Raw genomic sequence first — 20,584 nt, 5'->3', positions numbered from 1 at the left:
GCCTTGGATCATTGGCAACCGGGTGTTTTGCACCTGTACTGTTCAGCCGTGACCGAACCTGTGATCCTGGCCGACGTGGTCCGCAGCGGCTTCGTCGAAGGCCACCACCGCGGCTCCGTCGTGGTGACGAACCCGGACGGCTCCGTCGACTGGTCCGCCGGCATCGTGGACGAGCCGATGTTCCCCCGCTCCTCCAACAAACCCATGCAGTCCCTGGGCATGCTCCGCCACGGCCTCCCGCTGACCGACGAGCTGCTCGCGCTGTCGGGCGCCTCGCACTCAGGCGAACAGTTCCACCTGGACGGCGTACGCGCGATCCTCGCGAAGGCCGGTCTCGACGAGTCGGCGCTGCGGACGCCTCCGGCGTACCCGGTGGACGAGACGGACCGCGACGCCTGGATCCTGGCCGGTCGTACGCCGGAGCGCGTCGCGATGAACTGCTCGGGCAAGCACGCCGCGAAAATCCTCACCAGTACGCTGAACGGCTGGCCGATCCACGACCGGGCGACCGAGAACGACCTACACGCGCAGTGGGGCAGCGACGACTACCGTTCGCCGAACCACCCGCTGCAGCGCGAGATCCGCGCCGCGATCGAGGATTCGGCCGGCGAGAAGGTGTCGTACGTCGCGGTCGACGGCTGCGGTGCGCCGATCTTCGCGCTCAGCCTGGCCGGGCTCGCTCGGTCCTTCGGATTGTTCGCCGCCGCGGCGCCCGGTACCCACGAGGCACAGGTCGCGAAGGCGTTCCGCGAGTTTCCGGAGTACGCCAGTGGGAGCAAGCGGGACGAGGCCGAGCTGATCCGCGGCGTCCCCGGGCTGTTCTGCAAGGTGGGCGCGGAGGGCGTGTACGCCGCCGGCCTCGCGGACGGCCGTGGGATCGCGATGAAGATCGAGGACGGCGACGGCGTCAAGCGGGCCCGCCAGGTCGTGATGGCCGCGACGTTGCGCCGACTCGGTGTCGACGAGCCGGTGATCGAGAAGCACAGTGCGCTGCCGGTCCTCGGCGGCGGTGTCCAGGTCGGCTCGATCCGCCCGTCCGCACTCTTCGACTGAGCCTTTCCGGAGCATTTTCGCCTCCTGCTGACGGTTTCTTTCCGGAAAGGTCAGCCGCGGGGAGGCCTTGGGGATACGCCCGCTGTCGTATGCGTACGACGGCGGGCGTTTCTATCGTGGTTGTGTGGACGAGGCGATCGTGGTGGGTGGCGGGGTCGGGGGGATGGCGGCTGCTGCTGCGCTCGGGCGGGCTGGGTGGCGGGTGCGGGTGCTGGAGAGTGCGCCGGAGTTCCGGGAGGTGGGGGCCGGGCTCGCGGTGACGGCGAACGGGCTGCGGGCGGCGCGGGTGATCGGGGCCGCGGACGGGATTCGCGCGAACGGGTACGTCGTACGGGCCGCCGGGACGCGTCGGTGGGACGGCGAATGGTTGCTCAAGGCACCGGACGGTGACGGCACCCGGATGACCGGGATCCACCGGCAGCGGCTGCACGACGCGATCGCCGGGGTGCAGCAGGCCGACGTGGTGACGGGGGCTCGGGTCACCGCGGTCGAGCCCGGCATGCCGGGTGCCGAGCGGGCGCTCGTGACGTGGAACGGGAAGCACCGCGCGTGGGCGGACCTGGTCGTCGGGGCGGACGGGCTGCGCAGTGTGACGCGGACCAGCCTGTTCGGGAATGCCTTGAAATACACGGGTTTCAGCTGCTGGCGGGCCGCCGCGCCCGACACGACGCTGGACGACCGGTTCGCGATGACGTGGGGACGGCGTGCCGAGTTCGGCGCGTTGCGGATCAGCGTGGACGAGGTCTACTGGTACGGGTACGTCGCGATGCCGAGTGGGCGGGTGATCGGCGACGAGGTGCGGGCGGTGCGGGAGTACTTCGCGGGGTGGGCGCCCGACGTACGGCGGGTGATCGCAGCAACCGATGACGTGATCCGGCACGACGTGTGGGTGCTGGCGCGGCCGTTGCCGCGGTATACCGGTGGGCGGGTCGTACTGATCGGGGACGCGGCGCATCCGATGCTGCCGACGCTCGGGCAGGGGGCGAACTCGGCGATGGAGGACGCGGTGTCGCTCGGGCTGCTCGTGCCGGCCGGGAGCGACCTGCAGGCGGGGCTGCGGAAGTACGAGAAGGCCAGGTACCGGCGTACGCAGAAGCTGGTGAGCAGGTCGGCGTGGATGGGGCGGACCGGTGCGCATCTGGGGCGCGGTCAATGGCTGCGGAACGCGATGCTCAGGCTCACCCCGCCGCGAGCGGCGCTGCGGAACGGGGCCCGGATCTTCGAGTGGACCCCGCCGGGCTCATTTGGCGCGTAGCCGGTCCACGGGCGGTGAGTCGAACGGCAGCGGAGTAGCCGGAGCGGGCAGCGAGTATCCGGCGTACAGCCGGCGGCGGACCGCGTCCAGGGGGAACGTCTCGCGGTAGATCGCGAGCTTCACGGTCACGCCCTCCAACGTTGCTCTGAGCAACATCTCCTCGACGGCCGGGTCGGCCGCGCCGCGGGCCGCGAACACGTCCCGGATCGCGTCCTCGACCAGCGACAGCCGGTCCGACTTGGCGTCCTCGACGCGGGCGAACACGTCGTGCGTCCCGGGCTGCATCATCAGGCTGATCGCCAGCCGCTGGATCGGCAGCGAGCCGGCCGCGGCCAGCAGGGCGCCGTCGATGATGCCGGCCAGACGTTCATCAGGAGTTCCCTGGATGGACAACAGGCCGGCGATGCCGTCCAGCCAGCGGTCCAGGAGTTCGGCGGCCAGCTCCTCCTTGGTGGCGAAGTAGTACGCGACCAGTCCGCGGGAGACGCCCGCCGCCTTGGTGATCTCGGAGATCGACGCGGACTCGTACCCCTTCGCGGCGAACACCTCGAGCGCCGCGGACAGGATCCGCTCGCGGGAGCGTTCCCGCAGTTCCTGGTTCAGGCTCGCCGATCGCGGCAACGGTCTCCTCGCAATGGTCAGGGCCCTGAAGCGCCGGGCAACCCCCACACCTCGTGCCCGGCGCCTCGGGGCTGACCCCCCGTGGTTACGGCCCCTCCCCAGGCGCCGTCTATAGACTGGACGTCCAGTCAACAAAAGTCAAAACTCGTCCCGTTTTTCGGACAAGCGCGATGGGCCGGTAAGATGTAGTTGCTGCGCCCTGTGTCGAGTGGCACGTGAAACCAGCCGTAGCCACCGCTAAGGGGGTGTACGGCGTGCAACCGCCAGACACCCCCTACACCCTCTGACTGCTTGGAGCGCTTCCTCATGCCTGTCCGTAACGACCTGCGCAACGTCGCGATCGTGGCCCACGTCGACCACGGGAAGACCACCCTCGTGGACGCGATGCTGTGGCAGTCCGGCGCGTTCGGTGCGCATCAGCACGTCGACGAGCGGGCGATGGACTCCGGCGACCTGGAACGTGAGAAGGGCATCACGATCCTCGCCAAGAACACCGCCGTCCGGCACAAGATGGCCAACGGCGAGCAGATGACGATCAACATCATCGACACCCCGGGCCACGCCGACTTCGGCGGCGAGGTCGAGCGCGGGCTGTCGATGGTGGACGCGATCGTGCTGCTGGTGGACGCCTCCGAAGGCCCGCTGCCGCAGACCCGGTTCGTGCTCCGCAAGGCGCTGGCCCGGAAGATGCCGGTGATCCTCGTGGTGAACAAGGTGGACCGTCCGGACGCCCGGATCTCCGAGGTCGTCGACGAGACGTACGAGCTGTTCCTGGACCTGCTCGACCACGACGCCGACCAGAGCGCGCTGGACTTCCCGGTCGTGTACGCCTCGGCCCGGGCCGGCCGCGCCTCGCTGAACCAGCCGGCCGACGGCGGCCTGCCGGACTCGGAGGACCTCGAGCCGCTGTTCGAGACGATCCTGAACAACGTGCCGGCCCCGGAGTACACCGAGGACGCGCCGCTGCAGGCCCACGTCACGAACCTGGACGCCTCGCCGTTCCTCGGCCGGCTCGCGCTGGTCCGGGTGCACGAGGGCACGCTGAAGAAGGGCTCCCAGGTCGCCTGGTGCCGCCACGACGGCTCGATCCAGAAGGTCAAGATCACCGAGCTGCTGGTCACCGAGGCGCTCGAGCGCGTCCCTGGCGACTCGGCCGGCCCGGGCGACATCGTCGCGATCGCGGGCATCCCGGAGATCATGATCGGCGACACGCTGACCGACCCGGACAACCCCAAGCCGCTGCCGCTGATCACCGTGGACGAGCCGGCCATCTCGATGACGATCGGTACCAACACCTCGCCGCTGGCCGGCCGGGTCAAGGGCACCAAGGTGACCGCGCGACTGGTCAAGGACCGGCTCGACCGCGAGCTGATCGGCAACGTGTCGCTGAAGGTGCTCGGGACCGAGCGGCCGGACGCCTGGGAGGTGCAGGGCCGTGGTGAGCTGGCGCTGGCCATCCTGGTCGAGCAGATGCGCCGCGAGGGCTACGAGCTGACCGTCGGCAAGCCGCAGGTGGTCACCCGCGAGATCGACGGCAAGCGGCACGAGCCGGTCGAGCGGCTGACGATCGACTGCCCGGAGGAGTACCTCGGCACCGTCACGCAGCTGCTCGCGGTCCGTAAGGGCCGGATGGAGCAGATGACCAACCACGGCACCGGCTGGGTCCGGATGGAGTTCCTGGTCCCGGCGCGCGGCCTGATCGGCTTCCGGACCGAGTTCCTCACCGACACCCGCGGTACCGGTATCGCGCACCACGTGTTCGAGGGGTACGAGCCGTGGTTCGGCGAGCTGCGGACGCGGCCGTCCGGCTCGCTCGTCTCCGACCGCGCCGGCGCGGCCACGTCGTACGCGATGATCAACCTGCAGGAGCGCGGCACGATGTTCGTCGAGCCGGCCACCGAGGTGTACGAGGGCATGATCGTCGGTGAGAACTCGCGCGCCGACGACATGGACGTCAACATCACCAAGGAAAAGAAGATGACCAACGTCCGCTCGAACGCGGACGAGTTCGAGAAGCTGGTCCCGGCCCGGAAGCTGTCGCTGGAGCAGTCGCTGGAGTTCTGCCGCGAGGACGAGTGCGTCGAGGTCACGCCGGACGCGATCCGGATGCGGAAGGTCGCGCTGACCCAGATCGAGCGCGCCAAGCTGGGCCGCAAGACCAAGTCCTGACGCGTCCAGGACACGAACCGGAAACGGTCGGTCACGGGAAGCAGTCAAGATACATCCGAGTGTGATACACCATTCCTCGGCCGACGGGTGGGGTCGGCCGGGGGAAAGAAAGTTTTGATTCGTTACCAACCAGACGTGAAGTAGCGACGTCTGTCTTGTGGAAGCACTCTTTGGGGGAAGGACAAGGGAATCATGGGCATTCTGCGTAAGCTCGGCGCGACCTTGACGGCTGCCGCGTTCGTCGGCGTCGGAGCACTTACGGCGACCACCGCGGCCGACGCCGCACCGCGTCTGGCGGGGTCGGCGCAGAGCTCCACGACGGCGCCGAAGCCGGTTGGCCTGCCGCCGTCGGCCGCTCCGGCGGCGGCGAAGAGCACCGCCGCCAGCCAGGCCGCGGTGATGCGTAAGTACAGTCTGGACAGCCGCTGCATGACCCGCGGCCGGGTGCTGTGCATCAACAAGCACACCCGCAAGCTGGTCTACCTGGTGAACGGCAAGCCGGTTCAGGTGATGGACGTCCGCTTCGGCGCGATGAAGACCCCGACGCGGAACGGCGTCTTCAAGGTCTACCGCAAGTCGAAGAACCACGTCTCCACGCTGTACCACTCGAAGATGCCGTACGCGATGTTCTTCAGCGGCGGTCAGGCGGTGCACTACTCGTCCGACTTCCGCGCCCGCGGCTACAACGGCGCCTCGCACGGCTGCGTGAACGTTCGGGACAAGAGCAAGATCGCCTGGGTGTTCGCCCGGGTGCACGTCGGCGACAAGGTCGTCGTCTACAGCAAGTGAGCTGATCGCCACGGCGGCCGGGGAGCTACTCCCCGGCCGCTGTCGCGTTCCGGAACGCCTTGTGCAGCCGGGGTTCCACCAGGCAGAACGTTGCCTTCGACACCTTTGTCGGCGTCCGGCGCAGCGTCTGTATGGCGATCTCCGCGGCCGACTGGGCGGGCCAGCCGTAGATCCCGGCGGAGACCGCGGGCAGCGTCATCGTCGCGACGCCGAGGTCGTCCGCGATTCGCAAGGCCTCGGCGTAGCAGGACTCGAGCAGTGCCGGATCCCGTTGGCCGGCGGTGTAGTTCGGCCCGACGACGTGGATGACGTACGACGCCGGGAGCGCCCCCGCGGTGGTCCACGCCGCCGTACCGGTCGGGGTGCCGTGCGGGTACCGCTCGACGAGCTCCGCGAGGATCTCCGGGCCGCCCGCCCGGTGGATCGCGCCGTCCACGCCGCCACCGCCGCGGAGCGCGTGATGCGCCGCGTTCACGATCGCGTCCGCCGGCACCGTGGTGATGTCCGCCGTACTGAGCACGATCTCCATGAGCGATTCCTCCGGTACCCTGAGGGACCAACCATTTCGGTGGTCGGGACGTCCTACGAGTGTAGGAAAGGGGGCCTGATGCGCGGGCTGATCGTTCGGAAGCTGCTCACGACGCTGGTCGTCGGCGGCGCGATTGCGGCACTCATGGGGGCCGGAATGACCGCGACCGCGAACACCGCGGACGTGCGCACGACGCCGTTCGAGATCAGCGGCGAGCTGCCGATCTACCCGAAGGCCGTGTTCAAGAACGGCTCCAGCGGGAAGGACGTACGGACCGTCGAGGCGCGGCTCGTGCAGCTCAAGCTCCTCGAGAAGCGGTACCAGGACGACGACTTCGGGACCATGACCCGGTCCGCGGTGAAGAAGTTCCAGCAGTCCAAGGGCATCCCGCAGCTCGGGTACCTCGACCAGAACACGCTGGACCAGCTGGTCAAGGCGACCCACACCCCGACCCAGGCCGAGCTGTACCCGCCGGCGCCGGTGGTGGACGGCAAGAAGCTCGACGCACGCTGCGCGACCGGGGTGGCGCTGTGCATCGACAAGACCACTCGCAAGCTGCGGTACGTCGTCGACGGCGTCGTGAAGATGCAGTTCGACGTCCGGTTCGGCGCGGTGAAGACCGCGACCCGGGAGGGCAGCTTCACGGTCGGCTGGAAGAGCCGGAACCATGTCTCCACGCTGTACGACTCGAAGATGCCGTACGCGATGTTCTTCAGCGGCGGACAAGCCGTGCATTATTCGTCGGACTTCGCGGCCCGCGGCTACAACGGCGCATCCCACGGCTGCGTGAACGTCCGCGACCTGGCCAAGATCAAGATCCTCTTCGACGAGGTAAACGTCGGCGACAAGGTGATCGTGTACCGCTCGTAGTCACCACAAAGAGCTGACAGGTGCTGTGGTGCCTGCGCGGTGGAGCTGTCAGGTGCTGCACAGCCCGGGGCTAGAGCTGACGGGTGATGTTGCTCGGCGGGAGACCTACCGAGTGCTGTGCCGGCCGTCGAGGAGCCTCGGCGCATGCCCGGGCGGGGTGACGGTGGCAGTTCGTCCGTCAGACGGCGCAGTACCGGTCAGCTGTCCCGGCAGGCGGTGCCGCACCCGTCAGCTCGCCCAGCGGGCGGCGCTTTACCTGTCAGCTCTTGTTCCGGGCTAGCGCAGCACCTGTTAGCTCTTCCTTCGGGCTGTGCAGTACCTGTCAGCTTTCGACGTGCTAGAGCGGGCGTGGTCCTCGGCGGCGGCGGAGGGCGCCCCAGCCGCCGCGGCCGCGGCCGGTGGCGGCGCGGAGGGCGGGGCGGGCGTCTACCAGGTAGACGGCGGACGCGACGATGCCGATCAGGCCGAAGAAGCTCAGCCAGCCCTGGAACACCTGGCTGAGCGCGAACACCGCCAGGATCAGCACCCAGCCGGGCTTGGTCAGCTTGTCGGCGGCGATGAACACGGCGCGTGGCCGCAGCAGCGCGTCGGCGAGGGCGACCAGCTTGATGGCCATCAGGACCCACCAGATCACCGACAGCGGATCTGCGAATCCGGGGATCAGGCTTTGCCAGATGCTCATACTACGAGCCTAACCGACAGCCGGGCGGCCCACCGCTGCTCGAGCGCAGCCGATGACCGCCCGGACCCGGGATTCACCCCGAAGTGGGTGAATCGTCACACTCGGTCGCGATTCAGTCGCCGACCTTGTCGGCAGCGGACTCGGCGGCCTTGGCGGCGGCCTTCGCGGTCTTGCGGGCGCTGGTCGCGGTCGCCTTCACGTTCCGGGACGCGGTCTGCGCGGTCTTCTTCGCGGTCGTCCGGGTGGCCTTGGCCTTGCTGACCGTGGTCTTGGCGGTGGTCACCAGGTCCTCGGTCGCCTGCTGGTGGCGGATCCGCTCGACGAGGTCCTTGCCGCGGCCGGCCAGGTCCTCGTACGTCTCCTCGGCCTGGCCGAGCACGACGGTCAGACCGGACTGCGCGGTCTTCGGCAGCTCGCGGAGCCTCGCCGGGGCGGTCCGGGCGTCGGCGACGATCGCGTCGAAGCGCTTGGCCAGCTCGGACTGCGCCTTGGTCAGCTCGGCCTGCAGGGTCTTCTGGTCGAGCTTCGCGAACCGGGCGGTCATGTCGACGCCGACGGCGCGGACCTTCTCGACCGCGAGGTCGCCGGCGCCGGCGATCGCGTAGAACGGGGTAACGGGCGTACGGGTAGCCATCAGGCTGCTCCTCGGGGTGTTTGTCTCAGTCAGCAGTGGGGGTGTTCTCGCGGACGAACGACGCGTACACGTCCAGCAGCACTCGCTTCTGCCGTTCGTTCAGCGCCGGATCGAGCAGGACGGCGTCGACCACACCGGAGGGCTGCTTGCCCTCCTGGCTCTCGTCCGGATCGAGAATGCCGGCCCGTACATACAGGGTCTCCGCGGAGATCCGCAACGCCTTCGCGAGCTGCTGCAGCACGTCGGCCGACGGTTTCCGCAGGCCGCGCTCGATCTGGCTGAGGTACGGGTTCGACACTCCGGCCAGGTCGGACAACTGCCGCAGCGACAGCTGCGCGTGCCGCCGCTGCTCGGCGAGGTACTCCCCGAGGGAGCCCACCGCCCCAGCTGCCCGATCACTCAACTTGGCCATGACCCCAGTGTGCTAGCAAGGTGCTTGCAATTGCAAGCAGACCCGCGGTGACCCCGCTCACGCGGACGGACAACCCCTGGTCTCGCCGGTTCTCCGCTGCTGTGAAGAGGGGAGAACCGGCAACACCAGGGGACAACCTGCCGGGTTACTGCTCGCGGTGGACCTTGTGTTGGGCGGCTTGGGCGCGGGGGCGGACCGTGATGCGGTCGATGTTGACGTGGGCGGGGCGGGTAGCGATCCAGGCGACGATGTCGGCGACGTCGTCGGAGGTCAGCGGCTCCCGGACCCCGGCGTACACGGCGTCGGCCTTGGACTGGTCGCCGCCGAAGCGGGTCAGCGCGAAGCCCTCGCTCTGCACCATGCCCGGGGCGATCTCGGTGACCCGGACCGGCTGGTCGTACAGCTCCAGGCGGAGCGTGTCGACGACGGCCTTCGCGCCATGTTTCGCGGCGACGTATCCGCCGCCGCCCTCGTATGCGACCTGGCCGGCCGTCGAGCCCATCACGATGATCGTGCCGTGGCCGGCGATGAGGGCCGGGAGCAACGACTTGGTGACCGCGGCGACCGCGATCACGTTCACCTCGTACATCCGCCGCCAGGCGTCCAGGTCCGCGTCGGCGACCGGCTCCAGGCCGAACGCGCCGCCGGCGTTGTTCACCAGCACCTGCAGTTCGCCGCCGACGGCCTCGGTCAGTTTCGCGACATCGGCCGCGGACGTGACGTCGCACTGTACGGCGCGGCCGTCGATCTCCTTGGCCAGCGCCTCGATCCGGTCCAGCCGCCGCGCGGCGCAGATCACCTCGAACCCTTCGCGGGCGAGGTACCGCGCCGACGCGGCCCCGATTCCACTGCTAGCACCGGTCACCACCGCAAGAGGACGAGTCGTCATACCCCAAGCTTCTCAAAAGCCTTCGCGGGCTCGACGGGCTGTCTCACCGGCCGTCGAGCTGCCGCCACGACCGCCGCCAGGGCGACCAGGCTGACTGCCATGAACCCGCCGAACATTCCCAGTGTCTGACCGTCGGGGTGGATCAGCGACTGGCCGCGGAACGCTTGTACCGCGACGGTCACCATCACGCCGGTGTACGCGAACGCCGCCACGCCGACGAGCCGTGCCCGTACCCGCTCCGGCTGCAGCCAGGTCATCCGGCGGCCCAGGAAGTGCAGCGCGAGCAGGACGATCAGCAGGAAGTGGATCGCGTGCAGGCCGACGAAGTGCGGGATCCGCAGGTCGCCGCCGACCGTACTCCAGTGCGTCAACGGCATCCCCGGACCGCCTGCCTCGACGCCGATCGCGTGGCTGCCGGCCAGCGTGACCGGGTTGCCGTACGCGTCCTTGACCTCCGTGCGCTGCCCGTTCGCCCCGACCAGGTAGAACGCGAGCGCCATGCCTGCGACCGCCAGACCGAGACCGATCCGGATCGCCCGGTTCAGCGGCGCGTCGCCGACCCGCTGGAACAGCAGCATGATCGCGACCACCAGACTCGCGCCGAACAGTCCGAGTACGCCGGACATGAACACCTGCTGCCCGACCTGGTTGAAGGTGTCGCCGGTGGCGTTGAAGTGGCTGAACGTACCGCGGGCGGCCTGGATCGCGATGAACCCGACGTCGATCACGCCGGTCACCGCGAACACGGTGCCGACCCACCAGCCGAAGCGTTTCGCCTTCCGCAGCTTGGACAACAGCCACGCCAGCGTCGCGCCGTACAGGACGAACGAGATGCCGAACTTGAACGGCTTGAGCCACACGGACTCGTTGAGGATCTCCCGGTGGTCGACCGCGAGACCGACCCCGGAGGCGAGGACCAGACCGGCCATGGCGAGCACCATCAGCATCAACGGGCGATGCCAGGACTTGGCTTCTGCAAGGGCTGTACGCATGACTCAATGCTTTCGGCGGACGCCCGGTAAAGCAGTGGTGCGAGTCCGTCTCCCGGGGTGGGGGTAGACCCACCTTGAGAGAATGCGAGCCATGATCGCGCTGCGGGCGGACCGGATCTTCGACGGCGAACGTCTCCTGACCGAGAACGTCGTACTGATCGACGACGGGAAGGTGGTCGCGCTGGTGCGCGAGGCTCCGGCGGACGTGCAGGAGCTTCCGGGCTGCACGATTCTGCCGGGACTGGTCGACGCGCACGTCCACCTGACCGCGGACGCCGGGCCGGGCGCGCTGGACCGGCTCGGGAACCTGCAGATCGCCGCTCGGACGGCTGGTATGGCCGCGACCCGACGGGCGCTGGCGGCGACGATCGAGCGATCCTTGCGGATCCACCTGGCAGCCGGCGTCACCACGGTCCGCGACCTCGGCGACCCGTACGACGCTGTCCTCAAGTGGCGCGCCGACGCCCCGTCCGGGCTGCCGACGGTGGTCGCGTCCGGGACGCCGCTGACCAGCGTCGCCGGGCACTGTGCGAAGTTCGGCGGCGAGGTCTCCGGAGTGGAGGCGATGCGCGCCGCGGTCCGGGAGCGCGTTGCGAACGGCGCCGACGTGGTGAAGGTGATGGCGAGCGGCGGTGTTCTCACACCCGGCACCGACACCATGAGCGCCCAGTTCACTCTCGACGAGTTGACCGCCGCGGTCGACGAGGCCCACGCGCACGGCGTGCCGATCACCGCGCACGCCCATGCGCTCGCCGCCGTGCGTCAAGCGGTCGACGCGGGCGTCGACGGGATCGAGCACTGCACCTGCCTGACCCCGGACGGCGTACTCGTCGACGACAAGCTGCTCGCAGATCTCGCCGGGATCTCCGTGTGCGGGACGCTCGGCTCGGACCGGTCGGTCGTCGTACCACCGGAGATCCTCGAACTGGTCGCGAAGGCCGGCGTCAGCGAGGCGGCCCTTCAGCAAGCGGTGCGGAGGCTGTACGACGGCGGCGTCCAGCTCATCGCCGGCTCCGACGGTGGAATCGGCCCCGCGAAACCCCACGGCCTGCTCCCCGCCACGCTCGCCGAATACGTCGAGGCCGGCGTCCCCGCGACGGCCGCGCTGATCGCCGGTACGTCGGCCGCCGCCGACGCGCTCCGGGTCCCGAAAGGCCGGATCCGCCCGGGCGCGGACGCGGACCTGCTCGTCGTACCCGGGGATCCGGCCGTGGACATCACGGTGTTGGCCGCGCCAACGAACGTCTTCCTGGCCGGGGTCAGGCTTGGCGGGTCGGCAGGGCGATGACCTGACGCAGGTTCAGCTCCCGCCGGCGGCTGACCGCGAACGTGACCACGTCCGCGATGTCGTCGGCGTGCAGCGGGCCGATCTGGTCGTTCATCGACGCGATCAGGTCCTGCCCGGGCGCGTCCAGGTGGGTGGCGAGCTCGGTGTCGGTCAGGCCCGGTTCGATGTTCGTGACGCGGACGTCGTACGGCGAGAGGTCCGCGCGGAGCGCCGCGGACAGCTGGGTGAGGGCGGCCTTCGTCGCGCCGTAGACGGCGTACCCGGGGAAGATCGCGTGCGCGCCGATCGACGAGATGTTCACCAGGTCGGCGGTCCGGCCGTCGCCCGCGGCCTTGATCAGGTCGGGCGTGAACGCGTGGATCAGCCGCAGTACGCCGGTGACGTTCGTGTCGATCATCCGGGTCCAGTCGTCGAGCCGGCCGTCGGCGATCGGGGCGGCCAGCATCACACCGGCCGCGTTCACCACCAGGTCGACGGTTTCCAGGCGTTTCTGAATCTTTCCGAAACCGTTTTCCACGCTTTCCTGCTGTGTGACGTCGATCCCGACACCGAAGGTCCGGTCGCCGAGCTTGCCGGCCAGGTCGTCGAGGCGGTCCTGCCGCCGGGCGACCAGCGCGACCGCGGCACCGGCCTCGGCCAGTTGGGTGGCGATCGCGGCGCCGATACCGCTGGCGGCGCCGGTGACTACTGCGGTGCGAGTGCTCAAGTTGGTCATGGCATCGATCCTGGGGCGGTCGCGACGGCTTACCCAGGTGTCTGTCGAGCCTGGTTCTGGCAGGACCAGGTTGGCGATCCGGCCGGTCTGGATACTGGAGGCATGGATCGTCGTGCGGAGCTGAGCGAGTTCCTCAAGTCCCGGCGGGCCCGCGTGCAGCCGGAGGAGCTCGGCATCAAGGTATACAGCGGGCGGCGCCGGGTCCCCGGCCTGCGCCGCGAGGAGCTCGCGCAGGCCGCCGGCGTCAGCGCCGACTACTACGTCCGGCTCGAGCAGGGCCGGACCGACAACGTCTCCCAGGAGATCCTCGACGCGGTCGCCGACGTACTCAGGCTGACCGACGACGAACGCACACACCTTGCACTGCTGGCGAAACCCGTGCGCCGGGCGCCGCGACGTCGTCCGGCCCAGCGCCTTCGGCCGGGTCTGCAGGCGCTGCTCGACGCGATGCCGGACGTGCCCGCGTTCGTCCTCGGCCCGCGGATGGACGTCCTCGGGTGGAACCGGCTCGCCGCCGCCCTGATCGCCGACTTCGACGGCATGGACCGCAAGGAGCGCAACATCCCGCGGCTGGTGTTCCTCGACCCGGCGTCGCGCGACTTCTACCCGGAGTGGGCGACGGTCGCCGACGAGACCGTCGGCTACCTGCGGATGTACGCCGGCCGCTACCCCGACGATCCCGAGCTGGCCGAGCTGATCGGCGAACTGTCGATCCGCAGCCCCGAGTTCCGGGACCACTGGGCGCGGCACGACGTGAAGGACAAGACGTTCGGGAGCAAGACGCAGCACCACCCGCTGGTCGGCGACATCACCGTGCGGTACGAGACGCTGCAACCGCCGGGCGAACCGGACCAGCTGCTCGTCACGTACACCGTCGAGCCCGGATCCGCGTCCGAACAGAACCTCCGGCTCCTCGCCAGCTGGACGGCCGTGGACGCGGATCGGCCCGCGGAAGTCCCGGAGATACCCTGACGGAGTGACCCAACCCTCCGCCGACCGTCCGATCCGGCGGGTCGCGATGATCAGCCTGCACACGTCACCGCTCGACCAGCCCGGAACCGGGGACGCCGGCGGCATGAACGTGTACGTCGTGGAGCTGTCGAAGCAGCTGGCCGGGCTCGGGATCGAGGTCGACGTGTTCACCCGGGCGACCGCGTCCGTGCTGCCCGCCCGCGTCGAGCTGCAGCCCGGTGTCACGGTCCGCAACGTTGCCGCCGGCCCGTACGAGGGGCTGACCAAGAACGAGCTGCCCGCCCAGCTGTGCACGTTCGCCCGCGCTGTACTGCGCGCCGAGGCGATCCACGAGCCCGGGTGGTACGACGTGATCCACTCGCACTACTGGCTGTCCGGCCAGGTCGGGCTGCTCGCCCGCGATCGTTGGGCGGTCCCACTGGTCCACACGATGCACACGATGGCCAAGGTGAAGAACGCCAGCCTGGCCGAGGACGACGTACCGGAACCGCCCGCCCGGCTGATCGGCGAGGAGCAGGTCGTCGAGTCCGCGGACCGGCTGCTCGCGAACACGTCCGACGAGGCGGGGGAGCTGATCGGGCTGTACGGCGCCTCGCCTGCGAAGGTCGAGGTGGTGAATCCGGGCGTCGACCTGGAGCTGTTTCACCCCGGTTCGCAGTCTTCGGCCCGGCACGAGCTCGGGTTGCCGGCGGATGCCGTCGTACTGGCGTTCGTCGGGCGGCTGCAGCCGTTGAAGGCGCCCGATCTGCTGATCCGGGCCGCGGCACGGATGCTCGAACGCGACCCGGGGCTCCGGTCGCGGCTCGTCGTCGCGATCATCGGCGGCCCGTCCGGGAACGGGATGGAGCACCCCGAGTCGCACGCCGAGCTGGCGCGGGCGCTCGGCGTCGACGACGTGACCCGGTTCGTGAAGCCGATGGAGCGGACGCGGCTCGCGACGTGGTACCGGGCGGCGTCGGTCGTGTGCGTTCCGTCGTACTCGGAGTCCTTCGGGCTGGTCGCGCTCGAGGCCCAGGCCTGCGGTACGCCGGTGGTCGCGGCGGCGGTCGGCGGTCTCGGTACGGCGGTCGTCGACGGCCAGACCGGGTACCTGGTCCACGGGCACCGGGTCGACGACTTCGCCGACGCGCTGGCGCGGATCGCGACGGATCCCGCCGTACGCGAGACCATGGGCCGCGCGGCGGTCACCCACGCCCAGGGGTTCGGGTGGGAACTGACCGCGCGCAGGACGCTCGCGGCGTACCGGACCGCGGCGCAGACGATGGCGGCCGAGATCGCCGCGGAGGTGGCTGGGTGAGAGTCGCGGCGGCGGACGTGATCCGCCAGGTCCTGGTGGAGAACGAGCTGTCGTTCACCGAGGACGAGGTGGGAATCTTCGCGGCAGACCTGCCCGGGGAGCGGAAACTCAAGACGACCGTGACGCTGTCCGTCGGGCCGCAGGCGGTGCACGTGCATGCGTTCGTCGCGCGGCACCCGGACGAGAACCACGCCGCCGTGTACCGGTGGCTGCTCGAGCGGAACCTGAAAATGTACGGCGTCGCCTTCGCCGTCGACCACCTCGGCGACATCCACCTCGACGGACGGGTACCGCTGCACGCGATCACACCCAGTGAGGTCGACCGGCTGCTCGGGGCGGTGCTCGAGTACGCCGACACGTCGTTCAACACGATCCTCGAACTCGGGTTCGCGACGTCCATCCGGCGCGAGTACGAATGGCGGGTCTCGCGCGGCGAATCCACCCGAAACCTGGACGCTTTCAAGGGCTGGCTGGAGCCTCGGTAGTCTTCGGGTATGACCTATCGCCTGATCCTGCTCCGCCACGGCCACAGCGACTGGAACGCCAAGAACCTCTTCACCGGCTGGGTCGACGTCGACCTGAACGCCCAGGGTGTCGAGGAGGCGCAGCGCGGCGGCGAGCTGCTCCGCGACCGCGACCTGCTGCCCGACGTACTGCACACCTCGGTACTGCGCCGCGCGATCCGGACCGCGAACATCGCCCTCGAGGTCGCCGAGCGCCAGTGGATCGACGTCCGCCGCTCCTGGCGGCTGAACGAGCGGCACTATGGCGGCCTGCAGGGCAAGGACAAGAAGCAGACCCTCGACGAGCTCGGCGAAGAGCAGTTCATGCTGTTCCGCCGGTCGTACGATACCCCGCCGCCGGCCATCGAACGCGGCTCCGAGTACGACCAGGCCGGCGACCCGCGCTACGCCGCCCTCCCGCCGGAACTCCTGCCCACCACGGAGTGCCTGAAGGACGTCGTCGAGCGGATGCTCCCGTACTGGTACGACGCAATCGTCCCTGATCTGCGGGCTCAGAAGACCGTCCTGGTCACCGCGCACGGCAACAGCCTGCGCGCGCTGGTCAAGCACCTCGACGACCTCGACGAGAAGACGGTCGTCGGCCTGAACATCCCGACCGGCATCCCGCTCTTCTACGAACTCGACGACAACTTCAAGCCGGTAACCCCCGGCGGCGAATACCTCGACCCCAACGCCGCCAAGGAAGCCATCGAAGCAGTCAAGAACCAGGGCCGCTAACCCTCACCCCAGCCGCGCCAAAGGACACGCCTTCGGCGCGGCTGTCTTATGCCCGGCTTCGCCGGGGTGCGACCACCGAGCCGAGGCGCTGGTGCGGGATCGGGTAGTGGGGCGGGAAGGTCGCGCCTTCGGCGCGGCTGCCTACTGCCCGGCTTCGCCGGGGTGCGCGTCGCGTACCACCGGGCCGAGGTACTGGCGCAGGCTCGGGTGGTCACGCAGGAAGGTCGCGCCTGCGGCGCGGCTGCCTGGTCCCCGGCTTCGCCGGGTGCGCGTGAGGTGTTACCGGGCTGAGGTGCTGGCGCAGCTTCGGGTGGTGACCCGGAAAGGACACGCCTGCGGCGCGGCTGCCTGTTGCCGGCTTCGCCGGGTGCGCGGCGGGCCCTACCGGGCTGGGGTACTGGCGCAGCGTCGGGTGGTGACCCAGAAAGGACACGCCTTCGGCGCGGCTGCCTACTGCTCGCCGGGGTGCGCGTCGGGTACCACCGGGCCGAGGTACTGGCGCAGGCTCGGGTGGTCGCGCAGGAAGGTCGCGCCTGGAGCGCGGCTGGCTGTTGCCGGCTTCGCCGGGTGCGCGTGCGTGGTGCCGAGCGGGGGCGTTGATGCGGGTTCGGGTGGTGGGGGTGGGAGGGTCGCGCCTGCAGCGCGGCCGTTTGTTGTCCGCTTCGCCGGGGTGCGGGCCAGGCGCTACTGGGCTGGGGTGGTGGCGCGGGTTCGGGTGGTGGGGGTGGGAGGGTCGCGCCTGCGGTGCGGCTGTTGGTTCCGGGCTTCGCCGGGGGTGCGCGCCAGGTACCACCGGGCTGGGTGGTGGCGCGGCGCGGAGCTGGTGACGTGCGCAGGTCGCCTGGCCGCGCGGATCCTTGCGAGTCCGGCTGCTGACCCTTCGGGTACGCGAGGGGATAACCCGTGGGCTTGACGGTTCTGTCCGCTTGAGGCGAGGTGAGAACCGGCAACCTAGGGGGTTGTCCCCTCTTGTGCACGGCGACCGCGGAGCACCGTGTCCGGCGCCCCGGCGCCCCGGTACTCCGGTACTGCGGAGCACGCCGGCTTCCCGGCATCGCGGATCCCGGCTCGGCGTCGTCGGCGTGCGGATGCGGTGGAGGGTGCGCCAGGGCGCCCGCGCCCGCGCTCAAGGTGCGCGTACTTGGGGTGAGGTCTTGCCCACCTGCAGATGCGGGCTTAATCTCTTATTTACCGGATTTACTTTCAGAATATCGAAGATATCCGTATTCCACCGCTCTGGAGGACGGAATGATGCGTCGTGTCTGGATTCTGTTGGTTGTGTTGTTGGTGATCCCGGGGGCTGTGCCGCGGGCCGCGGCCGGGCCACCCGCGAAGGTTCCGTTCCTGTCCGCGATGGAAGGTGGGAACACGGTCGAGGCGAAGATTCGTGAGGCCCGGCCGCGGGCGGACGGGTTTCGGCATATTGATACGCCGGCGACGATTCGGCGGCTGCGGCAGATGCACGCGACGATGTACACGTTCGGCATCTGGGACAAGGCGACCGACTGGGACGACCTGCGGCTGGAGTTCGCGCCGGCCGCGGCGCGGGCCGGGATCGACGTGATGGTGTACCTCGTCCCGCCGTCGGAGTGCTTCCCGAACCCCGTGCGGTACCTCGACGGGCGGTGTTCGCGGCCGTTCAACACCGACTACATCCGCTGGGCGACCGAGCTTGCGAAGCTTTCGTTGGTCTACCCGAACATCAAGTCGTGGGGGATCGACGACTTCCTGGTCGGCGCCAACAGCACGCTGTTCACGAAGGACTACCTCGGCCAGGTCCGGGCCGCGATGAACGCGGTCAACCCGCACCTGAAGTGGTACGTGACCCTGTACTCCTGGGACATCACCACCGCCACGGCCGACAAGATCAAGGACGCCCTGGACGGCGTGATCTTCCCGTACACGGGCTACGTCAACAACTCGATCGACCCCACCTGGCTCGAACCCCGGCTCAACTCAGCCCTCGACGTACTGCGTCCCGCGGGCCTCAGCCTGGCCCTGCTCGTATACACCGGCCGCTTTCTCGACGGCATGATCCCCCCGGACGAGCGGTACGTCGCCGACGTCCTGCACCGCGCCACGCCGTACCTGAAGGACGGGCGGCTGGACGGGGTCATCGCGTACGGCGCTCCGGTGCGGATCGATCTGCAGGAGCCGAGCTGGAGCTTCTGGGGACACAGCGGCAACGGCCGGCTGAGCCTCAGCGTCGGGAACTTCACGTCGACCGTCGACGGGAGCTATGCGGCCGCGTCCCAGCAGATGGTTGTCTCCGGCAATGGTCCACGGTCGATCACCTTCAAACACAGGGATCCCGACGTCGGTGGTCTGCTGGGGTACCAGTTCAAACAGGTGCTCGTCGACGACCAGGTGGTCTGGCAGGCGGACGTCGAGGAGGACCCGAAGGAGACCTGGCTGACGACGACGGTCGACCTGACCGCGGCCCTGAAGGGTAAGACGTCCGCCAAGGTCACGTTCCGCCTGTTCGATCAGCGCGGTGTCGGCTGGTGGCCGCTGGACTGGAGCATCGACGACGTCACGGGCCGCGGTGTCGTCGTACGGAACGGCGGCTTCGAGCAGAACCGGGACTGGGAGCTGACCCGCAACTACCCGACCATGCAGCCGTACATCGACATCTACTCGATCGACCGGCCTGCCCGGATCTTCAATGCGATCGGCGCCGCGTACGCCGGGTACCGGGGCCGGCCGTACGTACCGGTCCAGGGTCCGCGCGGGAACTCGGTCAAGATCGGCCCGGACAACCGGGCGATGTACGGAAACGGGTGGCTGTCGTTCACGGTTCCGAACGGGCCGATCCCGGCGAACACCTGCGCCACCGCCACCCAGCAGGTCCGGGTGAAACCGGGCCAGTCACGGTACGAGATCTCGTTCTGGCACGCGGATCCGGAGCAGGCGCGGTTCGGCGAGATGTTCAAGCAACTGTGGGTCGACGGCCAGCTGATCTGGAGCCGGGATGCCGGTGACTACTGGCCGTGGTTCTACATGAACGCCTCCGACCACCAGGGCGGGATCGACGTGACGGACCTGGTGAAGGGAAAGTCGTCGGTGTCGATCCAGTTCGGGATCTGCACCCGGCAGGCGGCCACCAGCCCGGGCATGTTCGTCAACTTCGACCACATCGAGGGCATCAACCTCGACATCCACAACCCGGGCTTCGAGAACCGGTCGGCCTGGTCGCTGTCCGCGGACAGCCCGCTCAAGGCGGACATCGCCATCGCCCGCTGAACCGAAGCGCCCGCTGAACAGAAGCGCCCGCCGAACAAAAACAGGCGCCCCCGGCAACAAACCGGGGGCGCCTGCCGCAGAGTCAGGTCAGTCGTTGCCGTTCGGGTTCGGCGCCGAGGCGCCCGCGCCGGAGCCGGCCGCGGTGCCGCCGACGGCGACCGGGAGCTCGCCGGTGACCAGGTACACGACCCGGCGGGCCATCGCGACCGCGTGGTCGGAGATGCGCTCGTAGTACCGGCTGAGCAGCGCCATGTCGACGGCGACCTCGACGCCGTGCGGCCAGTCCGCGTCCATCATCAGCCGGAACTGGTTCGAGCGCAGCTTGTCCATCTCGTCGTCGCTGGCCTCGAGCTTGCCGGCCGCCTCGACGTCGCGGGAGGCGATCACGTCGCCGGCGGCGTCGACCATCTTGCCGGCCACCGAGCCCATCGACTCGATCACGTCGTGCAGCTCGGTCGGGATCGCGGGCGCCGGGTAGCGCATCCGGGCGATCTTCGACACGTGCGCGGCCAGGTCGCCCATCCGCTCCAGGTCGGCGACCATCCGGAGCGCGGCGACCAGCATCCGGAGCTCGTTGGCGACCGGCGACTGCCGCGCCATCAGCTCGAAGACCTTCTCCTCGACACCTTCACCGGCGGCATCGAGCTGGATGTCGGCCGCGATGACCTCTTCGGCCTTGCGGATGTCGGCCTCCAGCAGGGCGGCCGTGGAGCGGCGTACGGCGGTGGACACCGTCCGCGTCATCCGCTCCAGCTCGGCGAGGATGTCGTCGAGCTGCTCGTGGTAACTGTCACGCATGGTGTTCGAATCCGATCTGTGGTGTCCGGTGCCGCGGTCGGGCACCCGCAAGGTACCCGCCCATCGGTGACCGTATGCCGTCGAGGTTGCCGGACGGCGACGAGTGGTGAACGCCTGATGAACAGTTGAGTCGTG

At 69.3% G+C, this 20,584-nt stretch carries 20 protein-coding genes; 11 read left to right on the top strand and 9 right to left on the bottom strand.

Annotated elements, in window-relative coordinates:
* The first annotated feature begins 48 nt into the window (after positions 1–48).
* Together ACXJJ3_RS17220 and ACXJJ3_RS17215 are read left to right on the top strand one after the other, a co-directional pair.
* Positions 49–1,053, top strand: coding sequence for an asparaginase (locus tag ACXJJ3_RS17220; protein ID WP_458171146.1), 1,005 nt, complete (start codon positions 49–51; stop codon positions 1,051–1,053).
* Positions 1,054–1,177: 124 nt separating this feature from the next.
* Positions 1,178–2,308 (top strand): FAD-dependent monooxygenase, encoded by a 1,131-nt coding sequence (locus ACXJJ3_RS17215; protein ID WP_458171145.1) that lies wholly within the window; start codon positions 1,178–1,180, stop codon positions 2,306–2,308.
* Here ACXJJ3_RS17215 and ACXJJ3_RS17210 read toward each other — a convergent pair.
* A complete protein-coding gene (locus ACXJJ3_RS17210; protein WP_458171144.1) occupies positions 2,294–2,929 on the bottom strand; it encodes a TetR/AcrR family transcriptional regulator in 636 nt (211 codons plus the stop codon). The two genes, ACXJJ3_RS17215 and ACXJJ3_RS17210, sit on opposite strands and share 15 nt — an antisense overlap.
* 306 nt (positions 2,930–3,235) lie before the next feature.
* Here ACXJJ3_RS17210 and typA point away from each other — a divergent pair, with 306 nt between their 5' ends.
* Together typA and ACXJJ3_RS17200 are read left to right on the top strand one after the other, a co-directional pair.
* Positions 3,236–5,098, top strand: a complete 1,863-nt coding sequence (gene typA, locus ACXJJ3_RS17205) for a translational GTPase TypA (RefSeq protein ID WP_458171143.1) — start codon at positions 3,236–3,238, stop codon at positions 5,096–5,098.
* 192 nt (positions 5,099–5,290) lie between these two features.
* Entirely contained in the window at positions 5,291–5,887 is a 597-nt protein-coding gene (locus ACXJJ3_RS17200; protein ID WP_458171142.1) for a L,D-transpeptidase, read from the top strand.
* Positions 5,888–5,912: 25 nt separating this feature from the next.
* On the opposite strand, the gene ACXJJ3_RS17195 is transcribed toward ACXJJ3_RS17200, so the two are convergent.
* Positions 5,913–6,416, bottom strand: coding sequence for a macro domain-containing protein (locus ACXJJ3_RS17195; RefSeq protein ID WP_458171141.1), 504 nt, complete (start codon positions 6,414–6,416; stop codon positions 5,913–5,915).
* 78 nt (positions 6,417–6,494) lie between these two features.
* Between ACXJJ3_RS17195 and ACXJJ3_RS17190 the strand changes: the two genes are divergently transcribed.
* Positions 6,495–7,286, top strand: coding sequence for a L,D-transpeptidase family protein (locus ACXJJ3_RS17190; RefSeq protein ID WP_458171140.1), 792 nt, complete (start codon positions 6,495–6,497; stop codon positions 7,284–7,286).
* Positions 7,287–7,623: 337 nt separating this feature from the next.
* Here ACXJJ3_RS17190 and ACXJJ3_RS17185 read toward each other — a convergent pair whose 3' ends face one another.
* From ACXJJ3_RS17185 to ACXJJ3_RS17165, 5 genes are all read right to left on the bottom strand, one after another.
* Positions 7,624–7,968 (bottom strand): DUF2516 family protein, encoded by a 345-nt coding sequence (locus tag ACXJJ3_RS17185; RefSeq protein ID WP_458171139.1) that lies wholly within the window; start codon positions 7,966–7,968, stop codon positions 7,624–7,626.
* Positions 7,969–8,080: 112 nt separating this feature from the next.
* The gene (locus ACXJJ3_RS17180; RefSeq protein ID WP_458171138.1) at positions 8,081–8,602 is read right to left on the bottom strand and encodes a hypothetical protein; all 522 of its coding nucleotides are present in this window, start codon (positions 8,600–8,602) and stop codon (positions 8,081–8,083) included.
* Positions 8,603–8,627: 25 nt separating this feature from the next.
* Positions 8,628–9,014 (bottom strand): helix-turn-helix domain-containing protein, encoded by a 387-nt coding sequence (locus tag ACXJJ3_RS17175; protein WP_344200184.1) that lies wholly within the window; start codon positions 9,012–9,014, stop codon positions 8,628–8,630.
* Positions 9,015–9,159: 145 nt separating this feature from the next.
* Positions 9,160–9,903 carry an SDR family NAD(P)-dependent oxidoreductase gene (locus ACXJJ3_RS17170; RefSeq protein ID WP_458171137.1) on the bottom strand — a complete coding sequence of 248 codons (744 nt, stop codon included), beginning with the start codon at positions 9,901–9,903 and terminating at the stop codon, positions 9,160–9,162.
* Positions 9,900–10,895: a hypothetical protein gene (locus ACXJJ3_RS17165; protein WP_458171136.1), complete on the bottom strand. Its 996-nt coding sequence runs from the start codon at positions 10,893–10,895 to the stop codon at positions 9,900–9,902. Before ACXJJ3_RS17165 ends, ACXJJ3_RS17170 begins: the two co-directional genes overlap by 4 nt.
* Positions 10,896–10,977: 82 nt before the next feature.
* Between ACXJJ3_RS17165 and ACXJJ3_RS17160 the strand changes: the two genes are divergently transcribed.
* The gene (locus ACXJJ3_RS17160; protein ID WP_458171135.1) at positions 10,978–12,183 is read left to right on the top strand and encodes an amidohydrolase family protein; all 1,206 of its coding nucleotides are present in this window, start codon (positions 10,978–10,980) and stop codon (positions 12,181–12,183) included.
* Here ACXJJ3_RS17160 and ACXJJ3_RS17155 read toward each other — a convergent pair.
* The gene (locus ACXJJ3_RS17155) at positions 12,155–12,898 is read right to left on the bottom strand and encodes an SDR family oxidoreductase (protein WP_458171134.1); all 744 of its coding nucleotides are present in this window, start codon (positions 12,896–12,898) and stop codon (positions 12,155–12,157) included. The genes ACXJJ3_RS17160 and ACXJJ3_RS17155 overlap by 29 nt on opposite strands.
* A gap of 102 nt (positions 12,899–13,000) precedes the next feature.
* Between ACXJJ3_RS17155 and ACXJJ3_RS17150 the strand changes: the two genes are divergently transcribed.
* The 5 genes from ACXJJ3_RS17150 (at position 13,001) to ACXJJ3_RS17130 (ending at position 19,651) form a co-directional block, all read left to right on the top strand.
* On the top strand, positions 13,001–13,870 hold the full coding sequence (locus ACXJJ3_RS17150) for a helix-turn-helix transcriptional regulator (RefSeq protein WP_458171133.1): 870 nt from the start codon (positions 13,001–13,003) through the stop codon (positions 13,868–13,870).
* Positions 13,871–13,874: 4 nt separating this feature from the next.
* Positions 13,875–15,167 carry a D-inositol-3-phosphate glycosyltransferase gene (mshA, locus tag ACXJJ3_RS17145; protein WP_458171132.1) on the top strand — a complete coding sequence of 431 codons (1,293 nt, stop codon included), beginning with the start codon at positions 13,875–13,877 and terminating at the stop codon, positions 15,165–15,167.
* Positions 15,164–15,652: a YbjN domain-containing protein gene (locus ACXJJ3_RS17140; RefSeq protein ID WP_458171131.1), complete on the top strand. Its 489-nt coding sequence runs from the start codon at positions 15,164–15,166 to the stop codon at positions 15,650–15,652. Before mshA ends, ACXJJ3_RS17140 begins: the two co-directional genes overlap by 4 nt.
* A gap of 9 nt (positions 15,653–15,661) precedes the next feature.
* Positions 15,662–16,408: a phosphoglyceromutase gene (locus tag ACXJJ3_RS17135; protein WP_458171130.1), complete on the top strand. Its 747-nt coding sequence runs from the start codon at positions 15,662–15,664 to the stop codon at positions 16,406–16,408.
* Between the two features lie 1,278 nt (positions 16,409–17,686).
* Positions 17,687–19,651, top strand: coding sequence for a hypothetical protein (locus tag ACXJJ3_RS17130; RefSeq protein ID WP_458171129.1), 1,965 nt, complete (start codon positions 17,687–17,689; stop codon positions 19,649–19,651).
* A gap of 87 nt (positions 19,652–19,738) precedes the next feature.
* Here the strand turns inward: ACXJJ3_RS17130 and phoU are convergent, their stop codons facing one another.
* Complete coding sequence (phoU, locus tag ACXJJ3_RS17125; RefSeq protein WP_458171128.1) at positions 19,739–20,449, bottom strand: phosphate signaling complex protein PhoU; 711 nt, start codon at positions 20,447–20,449, stop codon at positions 19,739–19,741.
* Positions 20,450–20,584: the final 135 nt, after the last annotated feature.

The organism is Kribbella sp. WER1, from assembly GCF_054189145.1.
This window is presented reverse-complemented; position numbering and strand designations above follow the sequence as displayed.

What these genes read in the sequence shown, in the direction of transcription:
- ACXJJ3_RS17185 (WP_458171139.1), bottom strand. Translation starts at nt 7,968, where the DNA reads ATGAGCATCTGGCAAAGCCTGATCCCCGGATTCGCAGATCCGCTGTCG.
- ACXJJ3_RS17200 (WP_458171142.1), top strand. Translation starts at nt 5,291, where the DNA reads ATGGGCATTCTGCGTAAGCTCGGCGCGACCTTGACGGCTGCCGCGTTC.
- ACXJJ3_RS17155 (WP_458171134.1), bottom strand. Translation starts at nt 12,898, where the DNA reads ATGACCAACTTGAGCACTCGCACCGCAGTAGTCACCGGCGCCGCCAGC.
- ACXJJ3_RS17180 (WP_458171138.1), bottom strand. Translation starts at nt 8,602, where the DNA reads ATGGCTACCCGTACGCCCGTTACCCCGTTCTACGCGATCGCCGGCGCC.
- ACXJJ3_RS17160 (WP_458171135.1), top strand. Translation starts at nt 10,978, where the DNA reads ATGCGAGCCATGATCGCGCTGCGGGCGGACCGGATCTTCGACGGCGAA.
- ACXJJ3_RS17150 (WP_458171133.1), top strand. Translation starts at nt 13,001, where the DNA reads ATGGATCGTCGTGCGGAGCTGAGCGAGTTCCTCAAGTCCCGGCGGGCC.
- ACXJJ3_RS17170 (WP_458171137.1), bottom strand. Translation starts at nt 9,903, where the DNA reads ATGACGACTCGTCCTCTTGCGGTGGTGACCGGTGCTAGCAGTGGAATC.
- ACXJJ3_RS17175 (WP_344200184.1), bottom strand. Translation starts at nt 9,014, where the DNA reads ATGGCCAAGTTGAGTGATCGGGCAGCTGGGGCGGTGGGCTCCCTCGGG.
- typA (WP_458171143.1), top strand. Translation starts at nt 3,236, where the DNA reads ATGCCTGTCCGTAACGACCTGCGCAACGTCGCGATCGTGGCCCACGTC.
- phoU (WP_458171128.1), bottom strand. Translation starts at nt 20,449, where the DNA reads ATGCGTGACAGTTACCACGAGCAGCTCGACGACATCCTCGCCGAGCTG.
- ACXJJ3_RS17190 (WP_458171140.1), top strand. Translation starts at nt 6,495, where the DNA reads ATGCGCGGGCTGATCGTTCGGAAGCTGCTCACGACGCTGGTCGTCGGC.
- ACXJJ3_RS17195 (WP_458171141.1), bottom strand. Translation starts at nt 6,416, where the DNA reads ATGGAGATCGTGCTCAGTACGGCGGACATCACCACGGTGCCGGCGGAC.
- ACXJJ3_RS17165 (WP_458171136.1), bottom strand. Translation starts at nt 10,895, where the DNA reads ATGCGTACAGCCCTTGCAGAAGCCAAGTCCTGGCATCGCCCGTTGATG.
- ACXJJ3_RS17135 (WP_458171130.1), top strand. Translation starts at nt 15,662, where the DNA reads ATGACCTATCGCCTGATCCTGCTCCGCCACGGCCACAGCGACTGGAAC.